Annotated in this window: 18 protein-coding genes; 14 read left to right on the top strand and 4 right to left on the bottom strand. The window is 64.7% G+C overall.

All coding sequences use genetic code 11. The annotated features are described in order from the left end of the window. From GH736_RS02880 to GH736_RS02840, 9 genes are all read left to right on the top strand, one after another. The coding region (locus GH736_RS02880) for a hypothetical protein (protein WP_159600085.1) at positions 1-461 on the top strand (461 nt) is incomplete at its 5' end. Positions 462-493: 32 nt separating this feature from the next. Next, positions 494-1,054, top strand: coding sequence for a hypothetical protein (locus tag GH736_RS02875; RefSeq protein ID WP_159600083.1), 561 nt, complete (start codon positions 494-496; stop codon positions 1,052-1,054). Between the two features lie 80 nt (positions 1,055-1,134). Beyond that, complete coding sequence (locus tag GH736_RS02870; protein ID WP_159600081.1) at positions 1,135-1,890, top strand: hypothetical protein; 756 nt, start codon at positions 1,135-1,137, stop codon at positions 1,888-1,890. 71 nt (positions 1,891-1,961) lie between these two features. After that, positions 1,962-2,378: a hypothetical protein gene (locus GH736_RS02865; RefSeq protein WP_159600079.1), complete on the top strand. Its 417-nt coding sequence runs from the start codon at positions 1,962-1,964 to the stop codon at positions 2,376-2,378. A gap of 44 nt (positions 2,379-2,422) precedes the next feature. Beyond that, positions 2,423-3,094: a hypothetical protein gene (locus GH736_RS02860; RefSeq protein WP_159600077.1), complete on the top strand. Its 672-nt coding sequence runs from the start codon at positions 2,423-2,425 to the stop codon at positions 3,092-3,094. A gap of 72 nt (positions 3,095-3,166) precedes the next feature. Next, positions 3,167-3,970, top strand: coding sequence for a phospholipase D-like domain-containing protein (locus GH736_RS02855; RefSeq protein ID WP_159600075.1), 804 nt, complete (start codon positions 3,167-3,169; stop codon positions 3,968-3,970). Between the two features lie 71 nt (positions 3,971-4,041). Continuing rightward, positions 4,042-4,596 carry a hypothetical protein gene (locus GH736_RS02850; RefSeq protein ID WP_159600073.1) on the top strand — a complete coding sequence of 185 codons (555 nt, stop codon included), beginning with the start codon at positions 4,042-4,044 and terminating at the stop codon, positions 4,594-4,596. An 80-nt stretch (positions 4,597-4,676) separates the two neighbouring features. After that, entirely contained in the window at positions 4,677-5,015 is a 339-nt protein-coding gene (locus GH736_RS02845; protein WP_159600071.1) for a hypothetical protein, read from the top strand. Positions 5,016-6,365: 1,350 nt separating this feature from the next. Further along, positions 6,366-7,361 (top strand): replication protein RepA, encoded by a 996-nt coding sequence (locus GH736_RS02840; protein WP_159600069.1) that lies wholly within the window; start codon positions 6,366-6,368, stop codon positions 7,359-7,361. Here GH736_RS02840 and GH736_RS02835 read toward each other — a convergent pair. Continuing rightward, positions 7,330-8,133 (bottom strand): pentapeptide repeat-containing protein, encoded by an 804-nt coding sequence (locus tag GH736_RS02835; RefSeq protein WP_159600067.1) that lies wholly within the window; start codon positions 8,131-8,133, stop codon positions 7,330-7,332. The genes GH736_RS02840 and GH736_RS02835 overlap by 32 nt on opposite strands. A 697-nt stretch (positions 8,134-8,830) precedes the next feature. Between GH736_RS02835 and GH736_RS02830 the strand changes: the two genes are divergently transcribed. Beyond that, complete coding sequence (locus GH736_RS02830) at positions 8,831-9,691, top strand: ParA family protein (protein ID WP_159600065.1); 861 nt, start codon at positions 8,831-8,833, stop codon at positions 9,689-9,691. A 301-nt stretch (positions 9,692-9,992) separates the two neighbouring features. Further along, on the top strand, positions 9,993-10,295 hold the full coding sequence (locus GH736_RS02825) for a hypothetical protein (protein ID WP_159600063.1): 303 nt from the start codon (positions 9,993-9,995) through the stop codon (positions 10,293-10,295). A 71-nt stretch (positions 10,296-10,366) separates the two neighbouring features. Here GH736_RS02825 and GH736_RS02820 read toward each other — a convergent pair whose 3' ends face one another. The 3 genes from GH736_RS02820 to GH736_RS02810 form a co-directional block, all read right to left on the bottom strand. Continuing rightward, a complete protein-coding gene (locus GH736_RS02820; protein WP_159600061.1) occupies positions 10,367-12,547 on the bottom strand; it encodes a hypothetical protein in 2,181 nt (726 codons plus the stop codon). Positions 12,548-12,646: 99 nt separating this feature from the next. After that, a complete protein-coding gene (locus GH736_RS02815; RefSeq protein ID WP_159600059.1) occupies positions 12,647-14,794 on the bottom strand; it encodes a hypothetical protein in 2,148 nt (715 codons plus the stop codon). Between the two features lie 109 nt (positions 14,795-14,903). Then, the gene (locus GH736_RS02810; protein WP_159600057.1) at positions 14,904-15,596 is read right to left on the bottom strand and encodes a hypothetical protein; all 693 of its coding nucleotides are present in this window, start codon (positions 15,594-15,596) and stop codon (positions 14,904-14,906) included. Positions 15,597-15,875: 279 nt separating this feature from the next. Between GH736_RS02810 and GH736_RS02805 the strand changes: the two genes are divergently transcribed. From GH736_RS02805 to GH736_RS02795, 3 genes are all read left to right on the top strand, one after another. Further along, positions 15,876-16,835 (top strand): hypothetical protein, encoded by a 960-nt coding sequence (locus tag GH736_RS02805; RefSeq protein ID WP_159600055.1) that lies wholly within the window; start codon positions 15,876-15,878, stop codon positions 16,833-16,835. 270 nt (positions 16,836-17,105) lie between these two features. Continuing rightward, on the top strand, positions 17,106-18,293 hold the full coding sequence (locus tag GH736_RS02800) for a tyrosine-type recombinase/integrase (RefSeq protein WP_159600053.1): 1,188 nt from the start codon (positions 17,106-17,108) through the stop codon (positions 18,291-18,293). Between the two features lie 137 nt (positions 18,294-18,430). After that, on the top strand, positions 18,431-19,201 hold the full coding sequence (locus tag GH736_RS02795; protein WP_159600051.1) for a hypothetical protein: 771 nt from the start codon (positions 18,431-18,433) through the stop codon (positions 19,199-19,201). Positions 19,202-19,506: the final 305 nt, after the last annotated feature.

Here is a 19,506-nt window from a genome sequence, read left to right as displayed (position 1 = left end):
CAGATCAACCTGTGATCGTCATCCCGTACACCGCGCTGCTCATCGTCGTGATCGGACTGGCAGTTCTCGCCGCGGCCGACGTCGCGACACACCGCGTCGAATGGCTTCCCACAATGCTGCTCGGGGCCGCCGCCGCCTCGGCGCTCTGGTACGACGGGATCACCGTCCAGCAGTGGATCTGGGCCATCCTCACTGCCGCAGCAGTCTTCCTCTTCTACCTCGAGATGGGCGTCCTCGGACGGTTCGGCGGCGGCGACATCACCCTCGCGCCGATCCCCGCACTCGTCATCGGCGCTGTGAACCCGATCCTCGGAATCTGGGTGTTCACCGTCGCGATCGCGCTGCAAGGAGTCGTCAGCCTCGCCGTACGGATCGGGCTGAAGGACCCCCAGCCGACACTCCCCCACGTCCCCGCGATGTTCGCCGGTGTGGCTGCCCCGATCCTCTTCGGGATCCTGTAGAGCGAACCTCGCTTTCGCCGCATGTCTCCACCGTGACCGCACCCTGCGGCCTACCCACAACACACAGGAGCAACAACATGCAGGCGTTCCGAACCCGCACCCCACTCCGTTCGGCAACGACCGAACGCTTCGCCATCCTCAAGCGCCGCGACGGCATCGAGGTCTCGATTCCCAACATCATCGTCGCGATCAGCATCTCCGTCGCCGTCCTCCTCGCCGCCGCCGTCGGCGCCATGGCCGTCATCCCGATGGCCAACGACGCCACCGCCAAGTCGACCATCGGATCGGTCAAGACTGCCCAGGAGATCTTCCTGGCGTCTGGCGCCGACCCGGACAACGACGGGCTCAGTGAGTACGCAACCGGCCCGCAACTCGTGGCCGCGAAGTACGTCCAGAAGAACGCCTCGGCGAAGGTCACCATCACCGCCACCGGGTCCGGTGCCACCGCTGCCTTCTGTGTGGCCGTTCTCTCGGACACCGGAACCATCTGGTACGGCGTTTCCGGTGACACCGAGATCAAGAGCGGCGCGGCAGCGGCGGTGACCGCGGCGGGATGTGTCGAACCGACGGCTCTCCTCCACCACCTCAGCTAGGAACAGCAACTGTGGCCGCCGCCGGACCCTGCACGGGTGCTCCGGTGGCGGCCATCCGCGTTTACATCGGAAGGACCTCAGTGAACCTGGCCACCCACCTCCGGCGAGTCTTTTCCGACCGCAGTGGCTCGGTCGCCGAGTCGGTCGTAGAGACGACGATCGCACTTGGCCTAGTCAGCATGGTGTCGTTCGCTGTGATCACCGGGGTCGGCGCAATGTCGAAGACCTCCAGCGACGTGCAACGGGCGCAGTTCATCAACGAGGTCGTCGACAGACCTGAACAGCAGCCTGGGTGGTTGGCCGCGACGACAGGCACTCCGATCGCGAAGGCGGTGACAATTCCCAACGGGCCGGCGGTCAATTTGTACTTGTGGTCGGAGGACCTGACGTACGGCAAAAAGGTCACTGCGGCGGTCGCTCGAGGCACAACAGTCAGCCCCGCGACCTGTCAGACCCGGACGACCAAGAGCGAGTGCATCTACGCCACTGCCTTCGTCGCCAACCAGAGCTCTGCCCCTGCGCCAACGTACGTCACGTGGACGACAGGCCCGGTCACTGGCAACAACCTCGCGTCCGGCACCATCATCGCTTCGAGGGCCGCGCCGGCAGCGAAGACGAAGTGGCGGTTCTCCATCGACGGCAAGGGCGTCACCGCTGACACCCAGATCGTCGTGAAGCAGAACGGGTCGATCGTCGCCAAGATCCCCGTCAGTGCGACCAGCACTCAGACGTTCACCGACTACGAGGTGGATCCCGCCAAGGGAACGCCCGTTCAACTGGTGGTTGGAGACCAGGCCATGAAGCTCACCAAACTCACCGTCTACCCGGCACCATGACGCGAAACTACACGAACACACTCACGGACCGCCGCGGGTTCGCCGCCACCCTCGCGATCACCATCATGTCGATGATCCTGATGATCGCCATGGGAGCCGTCGTGATGAACTACGTCGCGCAATCGCTCCAAGCATCGAGTGCACTGAAGGTCAACCAGGCCATCACGGCAACAGCGGAGCGATTCACTGCTGCCCTGAACGTCACAGCTGTCCCGGGCAGCTCCCCGGACCCCATCGGATTCCCTGCTTCCATCAACGACTCGACCGGGGTCCAAACCAAGGTGCTGTCGATCGCGAATCCGGACGCCTTCACGAAGACCCTGACCATCGAAGCAACGTTCCGCGGGAAGATGACCACCCAGACGGTCAAGATCACCAAGGTGGAGGTGACCCACATCGTCGGCTTCGCCCCTGACAACGTGACGCCGGAGTGGGGCTACGTTTCTCCCGCATCGGTCGCTGCCGTGTACTGGACGCTCGGGGGCTGATCGCCGCATGTCTCGATGGTGATTCGACCTCAGGAGACTTCACTATGCGATACCGCCGACCCCGGCGCTCCCTCATCATCACAGGCGTCCTGCTCGTCGTGACTGCCGGCGGCGCGATCACCTGGAACACACTGCAGCCTTCCGCCGAAGAGGTGGAGCAGTCCCGGATCACAGCGGTGAATGCCGCGGACGATTGGGCATCGCTCCCCCGGGACGCAGCCGGCGTCCCGATCGGTGAACCCGCCATCAGCACGGAGTTGCCGGTTGGCGGGGCGGAGGAGGTCCGATTCGCCACAGATTGGCTTCCCCCGGCGCGAGTGGGAGCCGGCGTCAAGATCGTCGACACGACCGACGTGACGCTCCCGACGATGCAGCTCCTGCTTGCCGACCAGGGCGCCCAGACTCCCGGCGAATCGAATGTCGAATCCGACCCCTGCCTGGCCGACTGGGGCAAGTCGAAGCTGGCCACGTCTGACGGCGTCAGCGGCACCGTGGTTGAGGAAGCGTGTGGGCGTCAGGCGATCGTCACTGTCGGTGGCTACTCCGTTGGGCCGCGCGACCTTCACACCCGCACGTTCCTATCGTCCACGACCGAGGCTGCGGCGATGGTCGCAGCGGTGAGTGGGACTGGGAAATTCGGCTACGCGTCGGTCGCGACGGATGACGCCCGGGCCGTGGTTGTCGTCCTCGCGGCTGCCGTCCCGACGGCCGAATAACAGAACCTCGCAACGGCATCAGTAGCTGCCGCATGTCTTCCCGGTACCCCGTGACCCCGGAAAGCAGCGACCATGCCGAGACCTCCCCGCCCTGCCAGCCTGCATGACCTTCGCCCGGCGCCGAGCGCCAGGAAGAAGGGCGGATACGACTGGGATCAGCTCGACCGCGGCGCCCAGTCGGGGAAGGTGACCGTCCACTTCGGCGACGTCGCCACAGAGCTCGAGCGGTTCATCCGCGACTCCCCCGCCATCGTCGGCTGCGTCGCCTGGGTCACCTCCACCCGGCTCGTTGAAGCCCTCGCCGGCCGCCCGGTCTCCCTGGTCGTCAACAAGGAGTGGTCGCTCCGCACGACCGACACGAAGCCCGCCTCGGCCCGACACCGGGCAACGTTGTCGAAGCTGAAGGGAGGGCTCCGCCGTTCGGACTTCCCGGCACCGCTTCGCGATATCGCCGGCTCACCGGACGAGATCGAACCGGTCCGCGCTGTCGGATTCGCAGTCCGCGGCTACTCCACTGTCCCACTCATGCACCACAAGTTCATCGTCCGGCTCGAGGAGGGGAAGCCCACCGCGGCATGGACGGGGTCGTTCAATTTCACCGTCGCGGCCGAGCGATCGCTCGAGACGGGCCTTGAGATCCACGACCCGAAGGTGGCTGCCGCGTTCTTGGCTGAGTGGGCCCGCACCCTCACCCTCTCCGAGCCGATGGAGTTCGAAGCCGGGAAAGCCCAACCGGACTGGAAAACTCCCACCCCTCGAGCAGAACGTACGACGCCGCGGAAGCCGAAGCAGGAGACGAAGAAGCAGCCGTCAAAGAAGCCTGCCCCTCGTAAACCGAATGCACCGGTCCGACGTCGAAACGGAAAAGTGACCTGACCTGGGCGATCCGCCGCACACGTACTCCCGCGGAAGTTCCACCTTCCCCGAACACGTTAGGAACCACCCTCATGACCACCACCACGACCGCCCAGCGACGCGGCCACCTCGGCCGAGCCGGGTTCAACCGTGGCCAGTACACGTGGCGCGATCAGAGCGCCGCGGTCGAAGGCGTCCTCCAGGTGAGCGCCAACTACCAGTCGGACGAGTACGACGTCACCTCGCTCCACGCGCGCGTCCACGCCGGCGAGATCGAGTCCGTCGCCCTAGAACTGCTGACCGACGACGAACTGGCGGCGTTCCGCACGTCCGTGCAGGCGGTGAACGACGTCTGGGTCCTCGACCACGACCTCGACATCCGCGAGCTCGGCGGCGCCAGCGACTGGGTCGCCGGCCACGTCTACCGCGACGGCGAGCACCTGATCATCGACGTGCAGCACAAGGATCCGATCGAACAGCCCTCCGGGTCGCTCTTCGTCCTGAACCCCGACGGCTCCGTCAACACCTACGACAACTTCTCCGAGGAGGACGGCGAACGCTGGACCCCGATGTCAGGCTTCCGCGAGGAACTGTTCAAGGAGCTCATGTCGGCATCTCGCGACGGGTCGCTCGGAGATCACCTCTGATGGGGCAGCTGCGCGGAAACGTCGTAGCCGACGGAGGCTTCAACCGTGGCGCCTTCGCTGGCCGATCCACTCGACCTGGCGTGCCGCTCGTTGAGGCGGGCTTCGATGTCAAGCGAGACGTCGGGCTCTTCCTCTTCGGCGGGGAGGCTGACCTCTCCGACAGGGTCAAGGCCACCATCGTCCGCGTGAACGCCACACTCCCCCACCGTGGTGTGCCTCACGTCGCTGTCCACGACGAGAACCGCGTCGACCTCATCTACCCGGACATGGACACCTTCGACGACGAGGACACGATTCGGGTCACCGTCGATCGCGCCGGCCTGATGACCCGGTTCGGCAGCGGCGACGGCTGGGAAGAGTGGGACACCGACGATCACCGCGATCTCGAGCTACTCCAAGAGGCCGGCCTCGACCGCTAGATTCGCCGCGCATCGCCCCACGGGGTGTGATCATTTGGTGGCGGCGGCACCGTCAGCACCCCGATTTTCATCCCGGCTGGAGTGCGACTATTTGGTGGCGCCCTGTGCCGACCGAACAATCGTGCGCGCTCGACGCTCGCGGCAATCCGTGACCATTTGGTGGCGCTGGAGGCGTGATCATTTGGTGGCGGCATCTCGACCACGATAAGGGCGGCGCTGCGCGCTGCAACGTGATCATTTGGTGGCGGCTCTATCGCCACGCCTCTCGCTAACGGAGACGCACACGAAGTGCGATCATTTGGTGGCGCAGGCCGCGACAGCGTCCAGGCGTGACTCGGCCAGTGTGTGACTATTTGGTGGCGCACCCCGCGCGGGTATGGCCCCCACGCTCTGTCTCAGGTTTGATGATCTGGTGGCGCGATACTTCCCTTGATTCGCAAGGGTGTTCCAGCACGGTGTGCACATTTGGTGGCGGCCGCGACTGTCATGTCCACGCCATCCAGGCCACGCGCGTTGTGATCATTTGGTGGCGCGCTCGGACGGAGTCATCCGGAGCGCTCGCGCGCCGGGGTCTGTCATAGCTGTGGTCTACTGTTCTGCTTACGCCACGTCCCACGTGCCCGCCGGATGTGACTATCTGGTGGCGCTGCAGATATCGCTCGGTGTGATCATTTGGTGGCGCATCGGCCCCCGTCCAGAACAGGCTCTGACCCAACGACTGGCTCCGAATGTGACTATTTGGTGGCAGGCCCCCGGGGCAACCATCCAGCTGAGTGAAGCCGTCATCACTGTGACTATTTGGTGGCACCCGCGCGATCTAGCGCGCGAATGCGGGTGCGACTATTTGGTGGCGGCGTAAGCGTTGCCAGGTTGGATCGTCCGCTGTCGATCGCTGTGACTATTTGGTGGCGCTAGATCACGCCAGACCTGCAGTTCGGGGTCTGACCAGGAACTCGAGATCGATACATCCGTCCATGGAAGCCCTGGAGACGAGTTATCCACAGCAGGACGGCTCCGCTCGTTTGGTCACCACCCGCTTAAACCCCTACAGGTTAAGAAGCCACAGGAAGAACTACAGGGGGAAGCCGAGCTTCCCGCCTCCATGCCTACTGCCGACTGGGATCCAAGGCCATCAGATCGGCTCAGCGCGCCACCAAACCATCGCACTCGCGCCACCAGATCATCACACTTGCCGCCACCAGACCATCACGAAGCGCCACCAAATCGTCACGGAATCAGTGTGATCATTTGGTGGCGAAACGCGACACGCCGCACGACACCTTTTGGCCGGAGCGCTTTAACCCAGCACGCTGTCTACTGACCGAGACCATCCGAGCGAACGAGCCCTCCATGTCGAACCCCGCGCCATCCCAGCGGCAGCCCGACCCGGCCGCGAGCAAGTCGATCGCCATCAGCTCCGAGCGCCAGAAGCTCATCAACTTCGCCACCATGCGCGAGCTCGACTCCACGGAGCCGGAACGCGGGTTCTCCGCCAGGCTGTGGGCACAGGTCTCCCTCCCGTACCGGGAACCGAAGAACGTCCCCTACTGGGAACGACGGAACGGCAACGTCACACTCACCGTACGCCCTGCCCTCATCTACAACGAGGAAACCAAGACGCGTCACGAGGCCTACCCGTTCGGGGTCATCCCCCGGCACGCTATGACGTGGATGGCCACAGAGGCGTTGAAGACCAGGGACCCTGAGCTCGACCTGGGCCGAAGCATGCGCGGGTTCATGGAGAAGCTCGGAATCAAGCCGAACGGCCAGAACGCCAAGCGCCTCACCGATCACATGCGTCGTCTGCTCGGATCGCAGATGTCGGTCGAAGGCCTCGTCGTCAGCGAGGAGACCGGACGTTCCGGCATCCGCGCCTCCTACTTCCAGGTCGCCGACGAAGTGCAGCTCTGGTTCTCCGACGTCGACGAGAAGGACAACCCCGGGCTGTGGCAGTCGCGGATCCGGTTGTCCGACCAGTTCTACCAGTCGATCATCAGCTCGCCGGTGCCCGTCGATCTCGGCGTCCTCAACGCCCTCGGCTCCTCCCCCATGCGAATCGACCAGTACATCTGGTTGACACATCGGATGTTCTACCTGAAGGAGACCAGCCGGATCACGTGGGAGCAGCTCAACGGGCAGTTCGGCGCGCAGTTCGCCAGGTCGAGGACGTTCAAGGAGCGGTTCGTGAAGAACCTCCAGGCGATGCAGATCGTCTATGACGGTCTCAACATCGACGTCACCGACCGGTATCTCGTCCTCAAGCCGAGCCGCACCTCGGTGCCCACCGTCGGCGGTTTCAAGAGCCGCAAGGCGCTCAAGCAGGGCAAAGGGACGACAGAGAGCTAGGTTTCCACGTCGGGCTCGCCCCCGGGATGTCGACCGGTGGCCGAGTGTCACAGTAGTCGGCAAGCCACAGGGCCTGACAGGTCGACTGGTCAGCTGATGCCGGCAACTCGGAGTCCGCGAGGCCGGCGGGCCAAGCCACGTTCGAGAAGCATGTGCCCGTGAAGGCTCCGTCTGCGACGAGCTCGCGCACGGTGTCTGGATGCACGGCAGTCATGTCGACATCCGACAGTTGAGCCCCGCTGAAGTTCGCAGCCTGGATGTCCTCGAGGACCATCCCGAAGAGCTTCGCGTGTGAGAGGTTCGCGGCGAAGAAGGTCCATGCCGGCTTGTCATCGGTGGAGCTGAGACCAATCCGACCGAATTGTGCTCCGGTGAGGTCGGCGCCAGAGAAGTCCGCCTCTTCCCATTCTGCGTTCCAGAAGTCGGCGCCGCGAAGGTCGCTATCCCGAAGAGATGCGCCGTTCAGAATGGCTCCGCGGAACTCGGCACCAGGAAGGTGAACTCCGGGCAGGTGCTGATCTGTGAGGTCCATCGAGTCAAACGATGCGTTGACCACACGGTTCGAGGACATTGTGTAGACGTACAGCCGGTTGTTGTCGAGCTGCGCCTGGCGAGCGATCGAGTCGGACACGCGCTGATCCGACTCTCGCTGTGCGCGGTCGGCGTTCCCCTGAACGTAGAAGCTGATCCCGAAGAGGACCCCACCGACGAGCACAGCCACGATCACGTCACTCACGAACCAGTTCGGTTCGTCCGTGAAGAAGCGCTTCACCCGGCGCCAAGCCGAGTAAGCCGGCGGTACAGGACTTCCCTGGTTGTTGTCGTTCTTCCTCGAGCTCCGTGTTCGGATCATGTGCGTGATGATCGACCTCATCGCGCCTACTCGCAAGACCCAGGTCACGGGTGATCGCCCGGCTGTGTCTCCCACAGCCCTAGAGCGCATCGGGGAAGCCAGCCCCTCCCCCGCCGAAGTGTTTGCCTCTCAGACGCGCTGTACGCCTCGCTGGCGGCCTTTCGGAATGGTTCGGTCATCCAGCCCTGACCTGGAGGTCAGCGACGTCCTGCGGTGGATTCCTAATTGGACACATCCGTTCGATGAAGCCTTGAAAGCCTTCAAACAAACGAAAGTAACACAAGAAAAACAAGACTAGTAAGACAATAAAGGCTTGTGTTACTTGTGTTTGCTGGGCGCTCGCCACCTAGCCAAGACCGCGGTGGCCCTGTAACGTCGTCGTTTAGGTAGTCGAAAAGGGTTCAAAGGCAACAAAGGCAATAAAGGAACACATGCCAAGCAAGGCTAGAAAGACAATAAAGGCTTGTGTTTCCGGTCCATCTCGGCAGCGACGACACGCGCAGAAGGTTCCAGGCATCGCGTGGGGCATGAAGGGATCCTTGTACCGAACAAGCGAAAGCCTTGGAAGGCTACCAACCCTATAAAGTCTTGTGTTTCTTGTCCGGAAGGTTGATCCATGGCCATCGTGCTGACCATCTCCAACAACAAGGGCGGCGTGGGCAAGTCCCAGTTCACCGTCCAGACGGCTGCCGGCCTCGCGCGCCGGGGGAGTCGTGTCCTCGTCATCGACATGGACCCCCAGGCGAACGCGACCCGGAGGCTCGGGGTCGAGTGGGATCCAGCTGCTCCGATCCTGACGATGTCAGAAGTGATCAAGGCCGACGCGGAAGGCGCGGGAGAGCAAGCCGTCATCGCATGCGGATGGGTGGACGAGGACGGAACCCCCACGAGCGAGGCTGAACTGATCGACGTTCTCCCCGCCAGGTTCGACCTCATCAACCGGGAGTCGGAGTCCGGAGTCCTCGGCGCCGTTCGCCGCCTGAAGAAGGCGCTGGACGGCTGGGTGGACGACTACGACTTCGTTCTCATCGACACCCGACCTGATCTGGGGCACCTGGTGCAGATGGCGATGGCCGCGGCCCACTACGTCATCATCCCGACCGAGCCGGGTTACGACGGTGTCGAGGCGGCCATCCGTGTGAGCGACTTCGTCTCGCAGCACGCGGTGGATCTCGCGAACCCGACCCTTCAGATCGGGGGAGTGGTTGTCACCCGGCGGAAGGCCACCGCGGAGAAGGACTTCCAGCTCGCGGGGCTGGCCGATCGGTTCGGTGAGCTCGTCTGGAACCTGGCAGGCCCGACCGAGGTTCGTGGCGTGGAGATTATCACCCCGAAGCACATCCCGGAGTGGTCACGGTTCGACGAGGCGGATGCCGCGGCCGTGTCACTGAGCGCGTGGAACGACAAGCGCGGTCGCGAGACGGTGGCGATCTATGACCAGGTTGCGCGCCGGATCACCGAACGGGTAGCGGGTTAAGGAGTCGATGATGGCCAGACCAGAACGGAAGCGTCCCGGGGCATCCAGCCCGATCGTGCTGGTGCCCGAAGTCGAGCAGGTGCGCACCCCGAGCTCGCTTGCTCAGCAATCACCCGCGACTACGGAGGGCTCTGGGCCTGAGGTCCCGGCAGTCCCAGCGGCGACCGAGCCCGCCGCCGCGTCCACCACTCCGACGGGCGAAGCCGCGGACCAGGCAGACGAGGTGAGCCCGAGCGGCGACGCTGCCGCCGCTGCGTCAGTTACGGAGGTCGCTGCGTCCGCTCCGCCGAGGACTAAGTCGGTGGCGCGCACCCGCGAGAAGAAGCAGGCCGAGGCACCGGCACCGGAAGCGCCAACGATCTACATACCGCCGAACGCGAAAACCACCGTGACGATGGACATGCGAACCGCCCTGAAGCTTCGCGCTGAAACCGCGGTCATGCGCACCCAAGGCCTACCGGGCGGGTACCGCTCACGCACCCAGCTCATCGAAGCGGCGCTCGAGGAGCTCCTCGTGAAGATCGAGGCAGAGTTCAATAACGGCGAGGAGTTCCCACCCAACATCTCCGGCAGCTTCCGGACGGGTCGGCCGCTCGGGTCGTGAGCGTGGAGCTCGCCCCCTGACTTAAGGATCGACGCCCGCCGGACAAGAGCCAGAGGCGCTGACGAAGCGACCTACGGGAGCGGCAGGATCGTCAGCGTCTGGATGACGTTCGTCGGGTTCGTCGAGGTCAGAATGGAGCTGCTGTGGGAGAGCTGGCATTTCCATGTCGCCCCCTTGAACTGCACCGTCTTCCCGGTCGCACCGCCAACCTCCCAGCCCATCGCGGTGCCCCATGCCGCTGTGGTCGTGCTTCCATCCGGAGCCACGATCGTCATCGACGGGGTGCCGGACAAGGTCGAGCCGGGCATGCAGTTCGGCGTCGACCAGTTCGCCGTCACAGAGTTCCCGTAGGCGGACTTCGTGCACGTCACCGTGCCGCCGTTCCGGCAGATGTCGAAGATCTGCGAGGCTACGGGGGATTCAGTCTTCATCCACGAGGTCGACCCAGTCCAGGTCGAAGCGACCGTCAGGGGAATGCCGGTCTTCTGGTCTACCGGTGTGCCAGCCTGCTTCCATTCCTTTCCGCTGATGCTTGACCGGCACGAGGTTTCCACTTCAAACAGATACGACTGGTATGGGTAGAGGACCTTGATCGATGCACCGGTGATGGTTGAGGGGTAGGAGAGCGACTGGGTCCAGCCGCCATCCCAGAGCGGGTTGTTGCGGTCGACGACGTCCGGAACAGCCGTCGTGTCCGTGTAGTAGAACGGGTGGTACCAGAGGGTCATCCCGGCCGGGCAGGTGCCGACAGCGGCTGGCCAGGAGAGGGTTCCGTCAAACGGGGCGACCTTCTTCGCTCCACCCGTCCATGTGACCGCCGCCGTAACTGCGGGGACTGCGAACGCCGGCGTGACAATGTTCGTGAACAACGTCGAGGTCGTCACCTTGGTTGTACCGTCGCCGTACGTCATACCGGGGATGAAGCCGCGGACGCCGTAGTTGATCGGCATGCCGTAGACGGTGTGATCGGGCCAGTCGAGGCGGACCGTCGTCTGGTCCGTGATGAAGTAGTCCCATCCGGGAGTGGTCGTCTGCCAGTCGTCGTAGGGGAACCATGATGGGACCGGCTTGTTGTCGCCGGCGATGATCATGTATCGCAGTGAGGCACTGGAGAGCCCGGTGGGGATCGTGATTATGTGGCTCTCTGGACGCGCCGGGTCTGTCGCTTTGGTCCAGTTCAGGTTGGGGAGCGTCTGAACGAACCACGTCTGGGCGCCGACGCCTTCGGTGGCGTTTGGATCACAGGTGGCGAAGACCGAAATGTTGCCGCCTGCGCCGTTCGGAATGCCGGGGAGATCCCTGATCGTGGTGGCTGTGAGCTTCGCCGAATACGTCATCACGGATTCGACGACACCGTAGGTGGCAGCGTCAGGACTACCCGGCGTGAACTTGACCGTGAAGTAGGTGTCATTGGCGCAGATTCCGCCGGTGAATGTAACCTTGGCGCCTTCGCGAACGCCACCGACAAGGTTCCCAAGGGTCGTAGACCGTGCGACCGCGGTGATTTTGATCGTCGAAGGTACCGGTGCGGACGTGTCAGGGGTGACCACGGCACCAGCGATGATCGGGTCAACCACGACCGGGGCTCGCCCCGTCAGGATGACTGGCTTGGCGTCGGCGATGACTCCGGTGGAAGCCGCGGCCGTCTCGAGCTTGACGGTTTCCGGCTCGAGCGACTCCCATTCGGCTGCGGTCACGTCGCTCGGCTGAGAGCCAGCGGCGAGTTGCGCGATGCCGTTCGTCGGGAATGTGAGCTCGCGGCCAACGACGTTCTGGTAGCTGATCTGGACGGCGTTGACCTGCTCGACCACTGGTCTGCGGGTGTCGGATGCGACGGCAGTGAAGACTTGGGCGGGTGTAAGCAGGTCACAGTCGGTGCCGGGGATGAGGTAGTTGCCGAGCACCAGGTCGACGGTGGACGACCCTGCCGGCACTCCACGCCAGGTGTCGATCGAGCATTCGCCGGAGCTGGTCTGGTGCAGGAAGGAGACCTGGCCGGTGCCCTTTCCGACGATCTTGTCGGCGTTGCGGGCCTGGTCGGCGAACGTGATGGCTGCCGCCTGGGTGAGCCCGGAAGTGGTCGTCGTTGCGGATGCTGTCGAGCTGTACGTGAACACACCGACGAGGAGCGACCCGACCATCGTGGCGACACCGAGCTTCACGAGCGTGCCGACGAGCGTCTCGGGGATCGATGCGGTGAGACCATCGCGCCGGGTGAGAAGCCGGCGGTGCGGTGCGAACATCTTGTTCATCCGGAGGCCTCCTGCCGTCGGGTCAGCAGACCCGTCCTTACCTGTTAGGTATGCGGCGAGTGTCCCTCGGTCGGCAGGCGTCGTCCCTCCGGCGGCAAGCTATGGCAGCGGGTTGATTGTGACCGTGATCGTTCCGCTGGGGTTCCCGAAGGTGATGGGCCCGGAGTAGTGGCGCGGCTTACACACCCACTTGAAGTTGGAGAACTTGACCGTTTTGGTCACGCCTCCGGTTTCGAAGCCCATGGCGGTACCCCATGCCGCGGTCGTCTTCACGCCGTTCCAGTCGGTGATATCCATGCTCGTAGACGTCAGATCGTGGTTGGCTGGGCAGGTGGGTGTCGCCCAGCCAGGGACGATGGAGTCACCGTAGCTCGACTTCGTACACGTCACCGTTCCGAGGTTGCGGCAGATGTCGAAGATCGATGTGGTCGGCGACTCGGTCTTCTTCCAAGTGGTCGATCCAGCCCAGGCGGGCATCGTCGGCGTGGCCCAAGCTGTGTTCTTGACGAACCCGGCGCCGGCGGTGCTGAGGATCATGCGCCCGTTCAGGTCCACACGGCAGGCGGTTGGGAACTCGAGCTGGAGCTGCTGGTTCGGGTAGTAGACGTGCAGCTGCGTCCCGGTCAGGAGAGTCGGGCTCGATGTGGCCGATGTCCAACCGAGATCCATCAGTGGTGCCGCAGTGTTCCGGATGTACGGAGTGACGCTGGTGTCGTCGTAGGCGACAGGGTGGTACATGAGCGTTGTGCCGGCCGGGCAGGTTGTCGGCCCGATCGGGAACGCGTACCAGGAAAGGTACCCGTCGAATGGTGCGGCCGTCTTGCTTCCACCGGTCCAAGTCCAGTTGATCGCGTTTGGGACGGTGATCGGCGTGGTGATGGTCTGGTTGATGTAACCCGACGGGTAGTCGGCACCGGGGATGAACGCACGGACGTAGTAGTCGAGGTTAAGGCCGTATGCGGTGCCGAGCGGGTAGGTCACCGTGAACGGGATGGTCTCCGTCTCGCGGTAGTACCACTTGCCGTCGCCGCCGCCGCCGGATACGCCGGTGTCCAGTGTCTCGAAGCGGAGAGGTGCGAGCGGGCTCTGGCCGATGCGGTAGAAGACCCGCGCGCTCGACACGACGTTGTTGACGGTGATGATGTGGGTCTCGGGGGAAGTCGGGTCGACCGACTTCGCCCAGGTTGGCGTCGGCATCGACTGGTGGTAGTGCTTCACGCCGGAGGCCTGGGCGGCATCCGGGGCGCACTTCGCCTCGACGATTGCGTCTCCCGAAGCGCCGTTCGGAACGCCATCGAGTTCCATCGGGACGGCGGCGCCCGTCAGTGTGCCGGTGAACTCTGCGGTCTGCACGGTGTAGACGCGATAGTCGGCTGCGTTGGGGATGGTGGGAACGAACTTCGCTGCGTAGGTGGTGGGGCCGGGGCAGATCCCGCCGGTGAAGCTGACTGTGATGGCCTCGCGAAGGCCGCCGTACGAGACTCCCGTCGTCGTTGAGCGGGCCACGGTAACGGTGACGGCTGTGGGTGCAGGCGCCGTGGTGTCCGGGGTCACGATGTTGCCGGTGGCGGGGGCTGCAACGACTACTGGTGCGCGGCCGGAGAGAACGACCGGCTTTGCTGAAGCGAGAACTCCTCCTGTCAGCGCGGTGGTGGTCAGCTCGACGGATTCCGGGTTGGTGGACGCCCACTCTGCCTTGGTGACGTTGGTGGGCTGTGTCCCGGACGCCAGGGTTGGGACGCCGCCAGGGAACGTCACGACGCGCCCGGCGACGTTCGCATATGTGATGGTGACAGTGCCGAGGTTCCGCAGGACCGGCTTGGGGTTGTCGTTCGCGGATGCGGTGAACACGGCGCTCGAGTTGTCGCACTGGGCGCCAGTGAGTGTGAATCGGCCGCGGGTGAGGGTGTTGCTGGACCCGGTGGCGACGGTCTTCCATGAGTCGACGGAGCATCCGCCGGCGCCGTCGTACTTGACGAAGAAGACGTTGTTGGTGTCGCGCCCGAAGATTCGATCGGCGTTGCGGGCTTGGTCGGCGAAGGAGATCGAGGCAGCCTGCGCGGTTGCGGAGACGTTGGTCGAGGCGGACGCGGTGGAGCTGTACGTGAACACGCCCACGAGGAGGGTGCCGATCATGGACGCCACGGCGAGCTTGACGAGCACACCGACGAGCGTCTCGGGGATCGACGAGGTTAGGCCGTCGCGCCGTGTGATGATCTGGCGGTGGCGTGCGAACATCCTGTTCATTTCCGGGCCCCTAACCGGTGATCGAGATGGATCTCTCACTGGATAGGTATGCGGCGAAATGCGTCGTCGTGCTCGCGAGCGGGCGGTGTAGGGGCCGCCGTCGGCTGCGTCAGCCCCCGACGGAGGCGTCGAGCCGCGCAGGGTGCACGCGCCGCCCTCGGAACGACTTCACCCGCGGCCAGCGGCCGTCGATGAGTTTCAATTCGCTGGCTTCCTGGCTGCAGTCCTCGCCGGGTGTGGCGATGCAACCGGGGCAGGCGTAGCCGGCGATCGCCCGATCGTAGAGCTGCTCGAGCGACGCGGCCTCTTCTGGAGCGAGGTGCTTCCAGCATGCGGGCGCTTCGGCGTGGCTTCGGCCGGGCCAGTAGACACGGAAGTTGCGGCAGTCGTTCCCGCGGCCGCGTTTCACGTCGAGGTCGGCGTTGATCAGTGCGGCGCGCTGACGTTCCGTCTCTAGCACGTCCGCCAGCTGGGCGAGGTAGTTGGTATCGCCTTCATCTGCCAGGGCGGCGTGAAGGGCGATCTCGCGCGGGGTGAGCGGTCGCTTCCAGATCACGCCACGGTCGTCTGCCCGGGCGATCGGGGCGCCCTCGCGCACGACCTTGACCGCATGGCGCAGCTCGCTGAGCTCGAGCTCAACCATGGTCACGCTGAGGAACGCATCGGAGAACGCGCGGGTGAGCTTGATCGCGCCGCCGTACTCGCCTTCCGCGGCGCGGAAGGCGCGCAGCGCCTCGAGGAGCCGATCACCGGCGTCAAGGATGTCGTCGAAGTCGTCGATCGCGCGGGTTGGGATCTCCACCGGGCCTCCATTGTGAGCAGTGGCTCATGATCCTGCCAGCGATTCTGTGGGCTGTGCGAACTAGCCGTGGCGGATCGCCGGCTATGAGGGCCCGGTGGCCGCGTCGCTACCGCGCCATCGTTCTCCAAGGCCTGAGTTTGCTCATGCTGTCCCCATTAATGAGGACTCCTCGCCACAACATGACCGGAGTATGACTTGTCCCATCATCTGGCTCCGGCATGTTTGCGCCAGGAAGTGTTCGGAGTCGCCCCATCAGCAGCTACGGCGAGGGGGAATCGAATGATCGACGCAACCGCCGGACCCAAAGGGCGCCAGCCACCATTCGCGGTTTGGAACGTGAAGAGGAACGGCCGGACGACCGACGCAGCTCCGGTCCTCGGGATCCTTGAGTCCAAGGATGGGACACTCAACGCAGCGGCGACGAAGGTGTCGATCGCTGCGCCGAAGCAATTCAACCTGCTGAGTGAGGCGTACTTTCGTGCCCAGCATGTCCTCGACCATGACGACGCCGCATACATCTGCGCGACGATCGCAGATGGGGTCGAGGCGGCGGCGCAACGCCTAGACGGCAAAGGGGCCCTGGATGCAAACGCTTTGGAGGCGTTGAACGCCCGAGTGGAGTTTGCCGTCGTCACCCTCCGAAGGCGTGAAGGGGAGATGGCGCGTCGCCTCTACGCCCGCGGCCTCCTGCGCGGCGCAGGCTGGAGCCTGGCGATACTGCTGGTGCTTGGAATAGTCATGTATCTCGTCATGTGGTTGTGGCTGTTCTGGCGTGCCGGGGGGAGAAGCGGCAGCGTCGATATCCCCCCGGAGCACGTCGACGCTCTCCGCGACACGCTTGTGGCGATCGCGGGTGGCGCCGCGGGGGCATGCGTGAGCGTCCTTCTTCGACTGCACCGAGTGAACAACATCACTGTCGAGGCGGTGAACCAAGGAACAGCCTTTTACCGGATTGCCCTCGGGTGGTTCTTTGGGGCGATCGTCGTGTTCTTCATCAAGGGCGGGATTCTGTTCGGAGTGTTCCCTGAGGGAACGGCGGATCTCTCAACCGACGCGACCGATGAGTTGCTTCGGGTTTCGAGCTTCTTCTTCTGGGGCGCGGTGGGCTTCATTGCGGGATTCAACGAGCGGTGGGCGACGAACCTGATCACGCGGGATCCGAGCCAGGTCATTCGACTGGACCTGAATGAGAAGCCGGAGGCCAACCCGCCTGACGTTGGACCGCCGACCATCGTGTGAGTCATAACCGCGGGGCCGAACACGGCGCATGAGCCGACGTGCCTGCATTGTTTCGGGCCCAAGACCCTTGTCGTACCGCGCTTGGGCAAGCGAGCGGGCGTGCTCAAGGAGGACGAGTCATGCCTCGATGCCCCTAGACCGCTAACCGATGATTTCGCCAAGAATCAAGACTGAGATCGGAGCGCCTTTTCCCACGCGTGATCGGTCGGTGTCATGATCACCTCAATTCGGTTTGGCTTCGCACGTTTGCCGGAAGAGAGGAGGGCGCTTGTGGATGACACCAGCGAGCTCCGCCTCGAGCTGACGCGGGTGCCGTCGGCCGGGGGAGTGGGTAGCCGCCGCCACAACGGACGCTCGAAGCTTCACCCAGCCCAGCGGGGGAGTGCGCTCGCGCTGGATCTCGGCGATCTCGCTGACGTGCGGAAGTTCCAGGAGGCGTCGGTCGCGGCGAACACTCGCCGTGGCTTCGAGATGGACTGGGCGACGTTCACCGCCTGGTGCCGGGAGCGTAGCGTCGACGAGCTGCCGGCGCACCCGTTGACGGTGGCGTCGCATCTGTCGTGGATGGCGAACCTCCTCGACGAGCACGGTGACCCGTTCTACGCGCCCGGAACGATCGCCAGGCGTCTCGCCTCGATCAACAAGGCTCACGTCTACGCCGGACACCCTAAGCCTGGCGAGCACATCGACGTCGCGGCCACCATCGCCGGTATCAAGCGCGAGCGGTCCCGGCCTACTGACCGGAAGACGCCGTTGCTGGTGTCCGACCTGAAGAACACCGTGGCGTTGATCGACCAGAACTCCTGGCCGGCCGGGGTGATCGGCCACCGTGACGCTGCGATTCTGGTCATGGGCCTCGCCGGGGCGTTCAGACGTTCGGAGATCGCGGGGCTCCGCATCCGGGACGTCCGCCGGCACCCGGAGGACGGTCTGGTCGTCACGCTGGCGAAGTCGAAGACCGACCAGGAAGGCGTGGGGATGGTGAAGGGCTTGCCGTTCGGGGTCAGCCCGTTCGTCTGCCCGCCGTGTGCGTTCGCGCGATGGGTACGAGTCCTCGTCGCTGCGGAGCGGGGGAGAGCTGACCTCATGCGAACCGTGCGGCTCAGCCCCACTGGCACTCACATCTGCCGTGAACCGCTGCCGGAACTCGCGGAGCTGCCTGCGACCGCTCCGCTGTTCCGACCTGTCACGAAGCACGGGACGATCACACCGCGGCACATCGGCGGCCAGACGGTGAACGACATGCTGCAACGACGCGTGGAAGCCGCCGGGTACAACGGCGCCGAGTTCGGCGGTCACTCACTCCGCGCCGGTTTCATCACCCAGGCGTTCCGTGAGGGCGCCACCCACCACGAGGTGATGCGCCAGTCGGGCCACAAGGATGTCGGCAGCGTCGAGGTGTACTCACGCGAACGGGATCCTCTCCGTCACAACGCGGTCACCAAGCTGGGGCTCTGAGCGTGCTCACCGATGCGCAACGGCGGGACTGGGATCTCTTCGCGGATTGGTGCCGTTCGGTTGGCGCCGAGCCCGTTCCAGCGCGCCGGGAGATGGTCGAGTCGTTCCTCCGTGAGGTTCCGGCCACTGGATCCACCGTGAAACGACGTGTCCGCGCGATCCGGTACGGCCTCGCCGAGCACGGGTTCGACCTCGATTGGGACGAGCCAGCCCAGCCGAGCACGACCGTCCGAACCGGCGACGCCTGGGCGACAGTAGGGGAGGCGCTTGAGCAGTTGCCGCGGTACCGGTACCCGGCGGGGCTCCGCGGTCGTCGAGACGCGTGGATCCTGGTGCTCATCGCGGTCCTCGGCATGTCCCGACGGCAGGCGGCATCCGTCAGCCCGGAGGACGTCGAGCTCGATCATGGGGTTCGGGTCGCCGGTCGCACCGTCCCGCGGACCGTCAAGCCGGGGGAGTGTCCGGCGTGCGCTGCGATCCGGTGGCTCGACGTCGTCGGCCGAGCGCACTACGGGTGGCGGATGAACCTGAAAACGCTGCTGATGCTCCCGGACGCCCCTCCGGTCGATCACGACTGCGACCGCAGACCGGCAGAGCTGTGGCGCGACGTGCCAGCGCTCACCGTCGCCGTCGACACCCACGGATGGGTTCAGACGGGCCAACCCCTCGGAAGGCTCTCCATCTCACGGGTGATGAAGCAGTCGCAGCGACTCATGGGTTCCCGAGAGGTTGAGGTTCGGCGAAGAGTGGTGTCCGAACGGTTCGCCGACGCGACCCTCGAGGATCTTGCGGATGCCTACGACGACGTCGACGCGCGGCTCACCGAGCTGCTCAAGCAGGCGGAAGCGGTGCTCGACGACAGCCGAGACCTGCTCGGCCGCATCGCCGGCGAGGACGAGGCGAGCTGACCCCGCCGGGTGGCGCCGACCGATGAAGCACCGGGACGATGCGAGGCGTCTAGACGGGGGTCCGCTCACGCTGCAGCTGCACGATCTCTCGGCGGAGCGCTCGTCTGTCTAGCCCCCGCGTTTGGTCCTGTTTGTCGTGCGCTGACGCCCAGCGTTCGATGATCTGAGCCCAGTCGCCGCGGCGCTTCAGATGACGGATCGCGCGGAGCTCGAATCGGTCGTACAGCGGCAACGGCAGCCCACGCCACTCGGCGGGTCGCTCCATGACGGGGCGTGCGAGATCGCCTGAGACCATGCGTCGTTCC

This window comes from Agromyces humi (genome assembly GCF_009720255.1).
Classification (GTDB): domain Bacteria; phylum Actinomycetota; class Actinomycetes; order Actinomycetales; family Microbacteriaceae; genus Agromyces; species Agromyces humi.
This window is presented reverse-complemented; position numbering and strand designations above follow the sequence as displayed.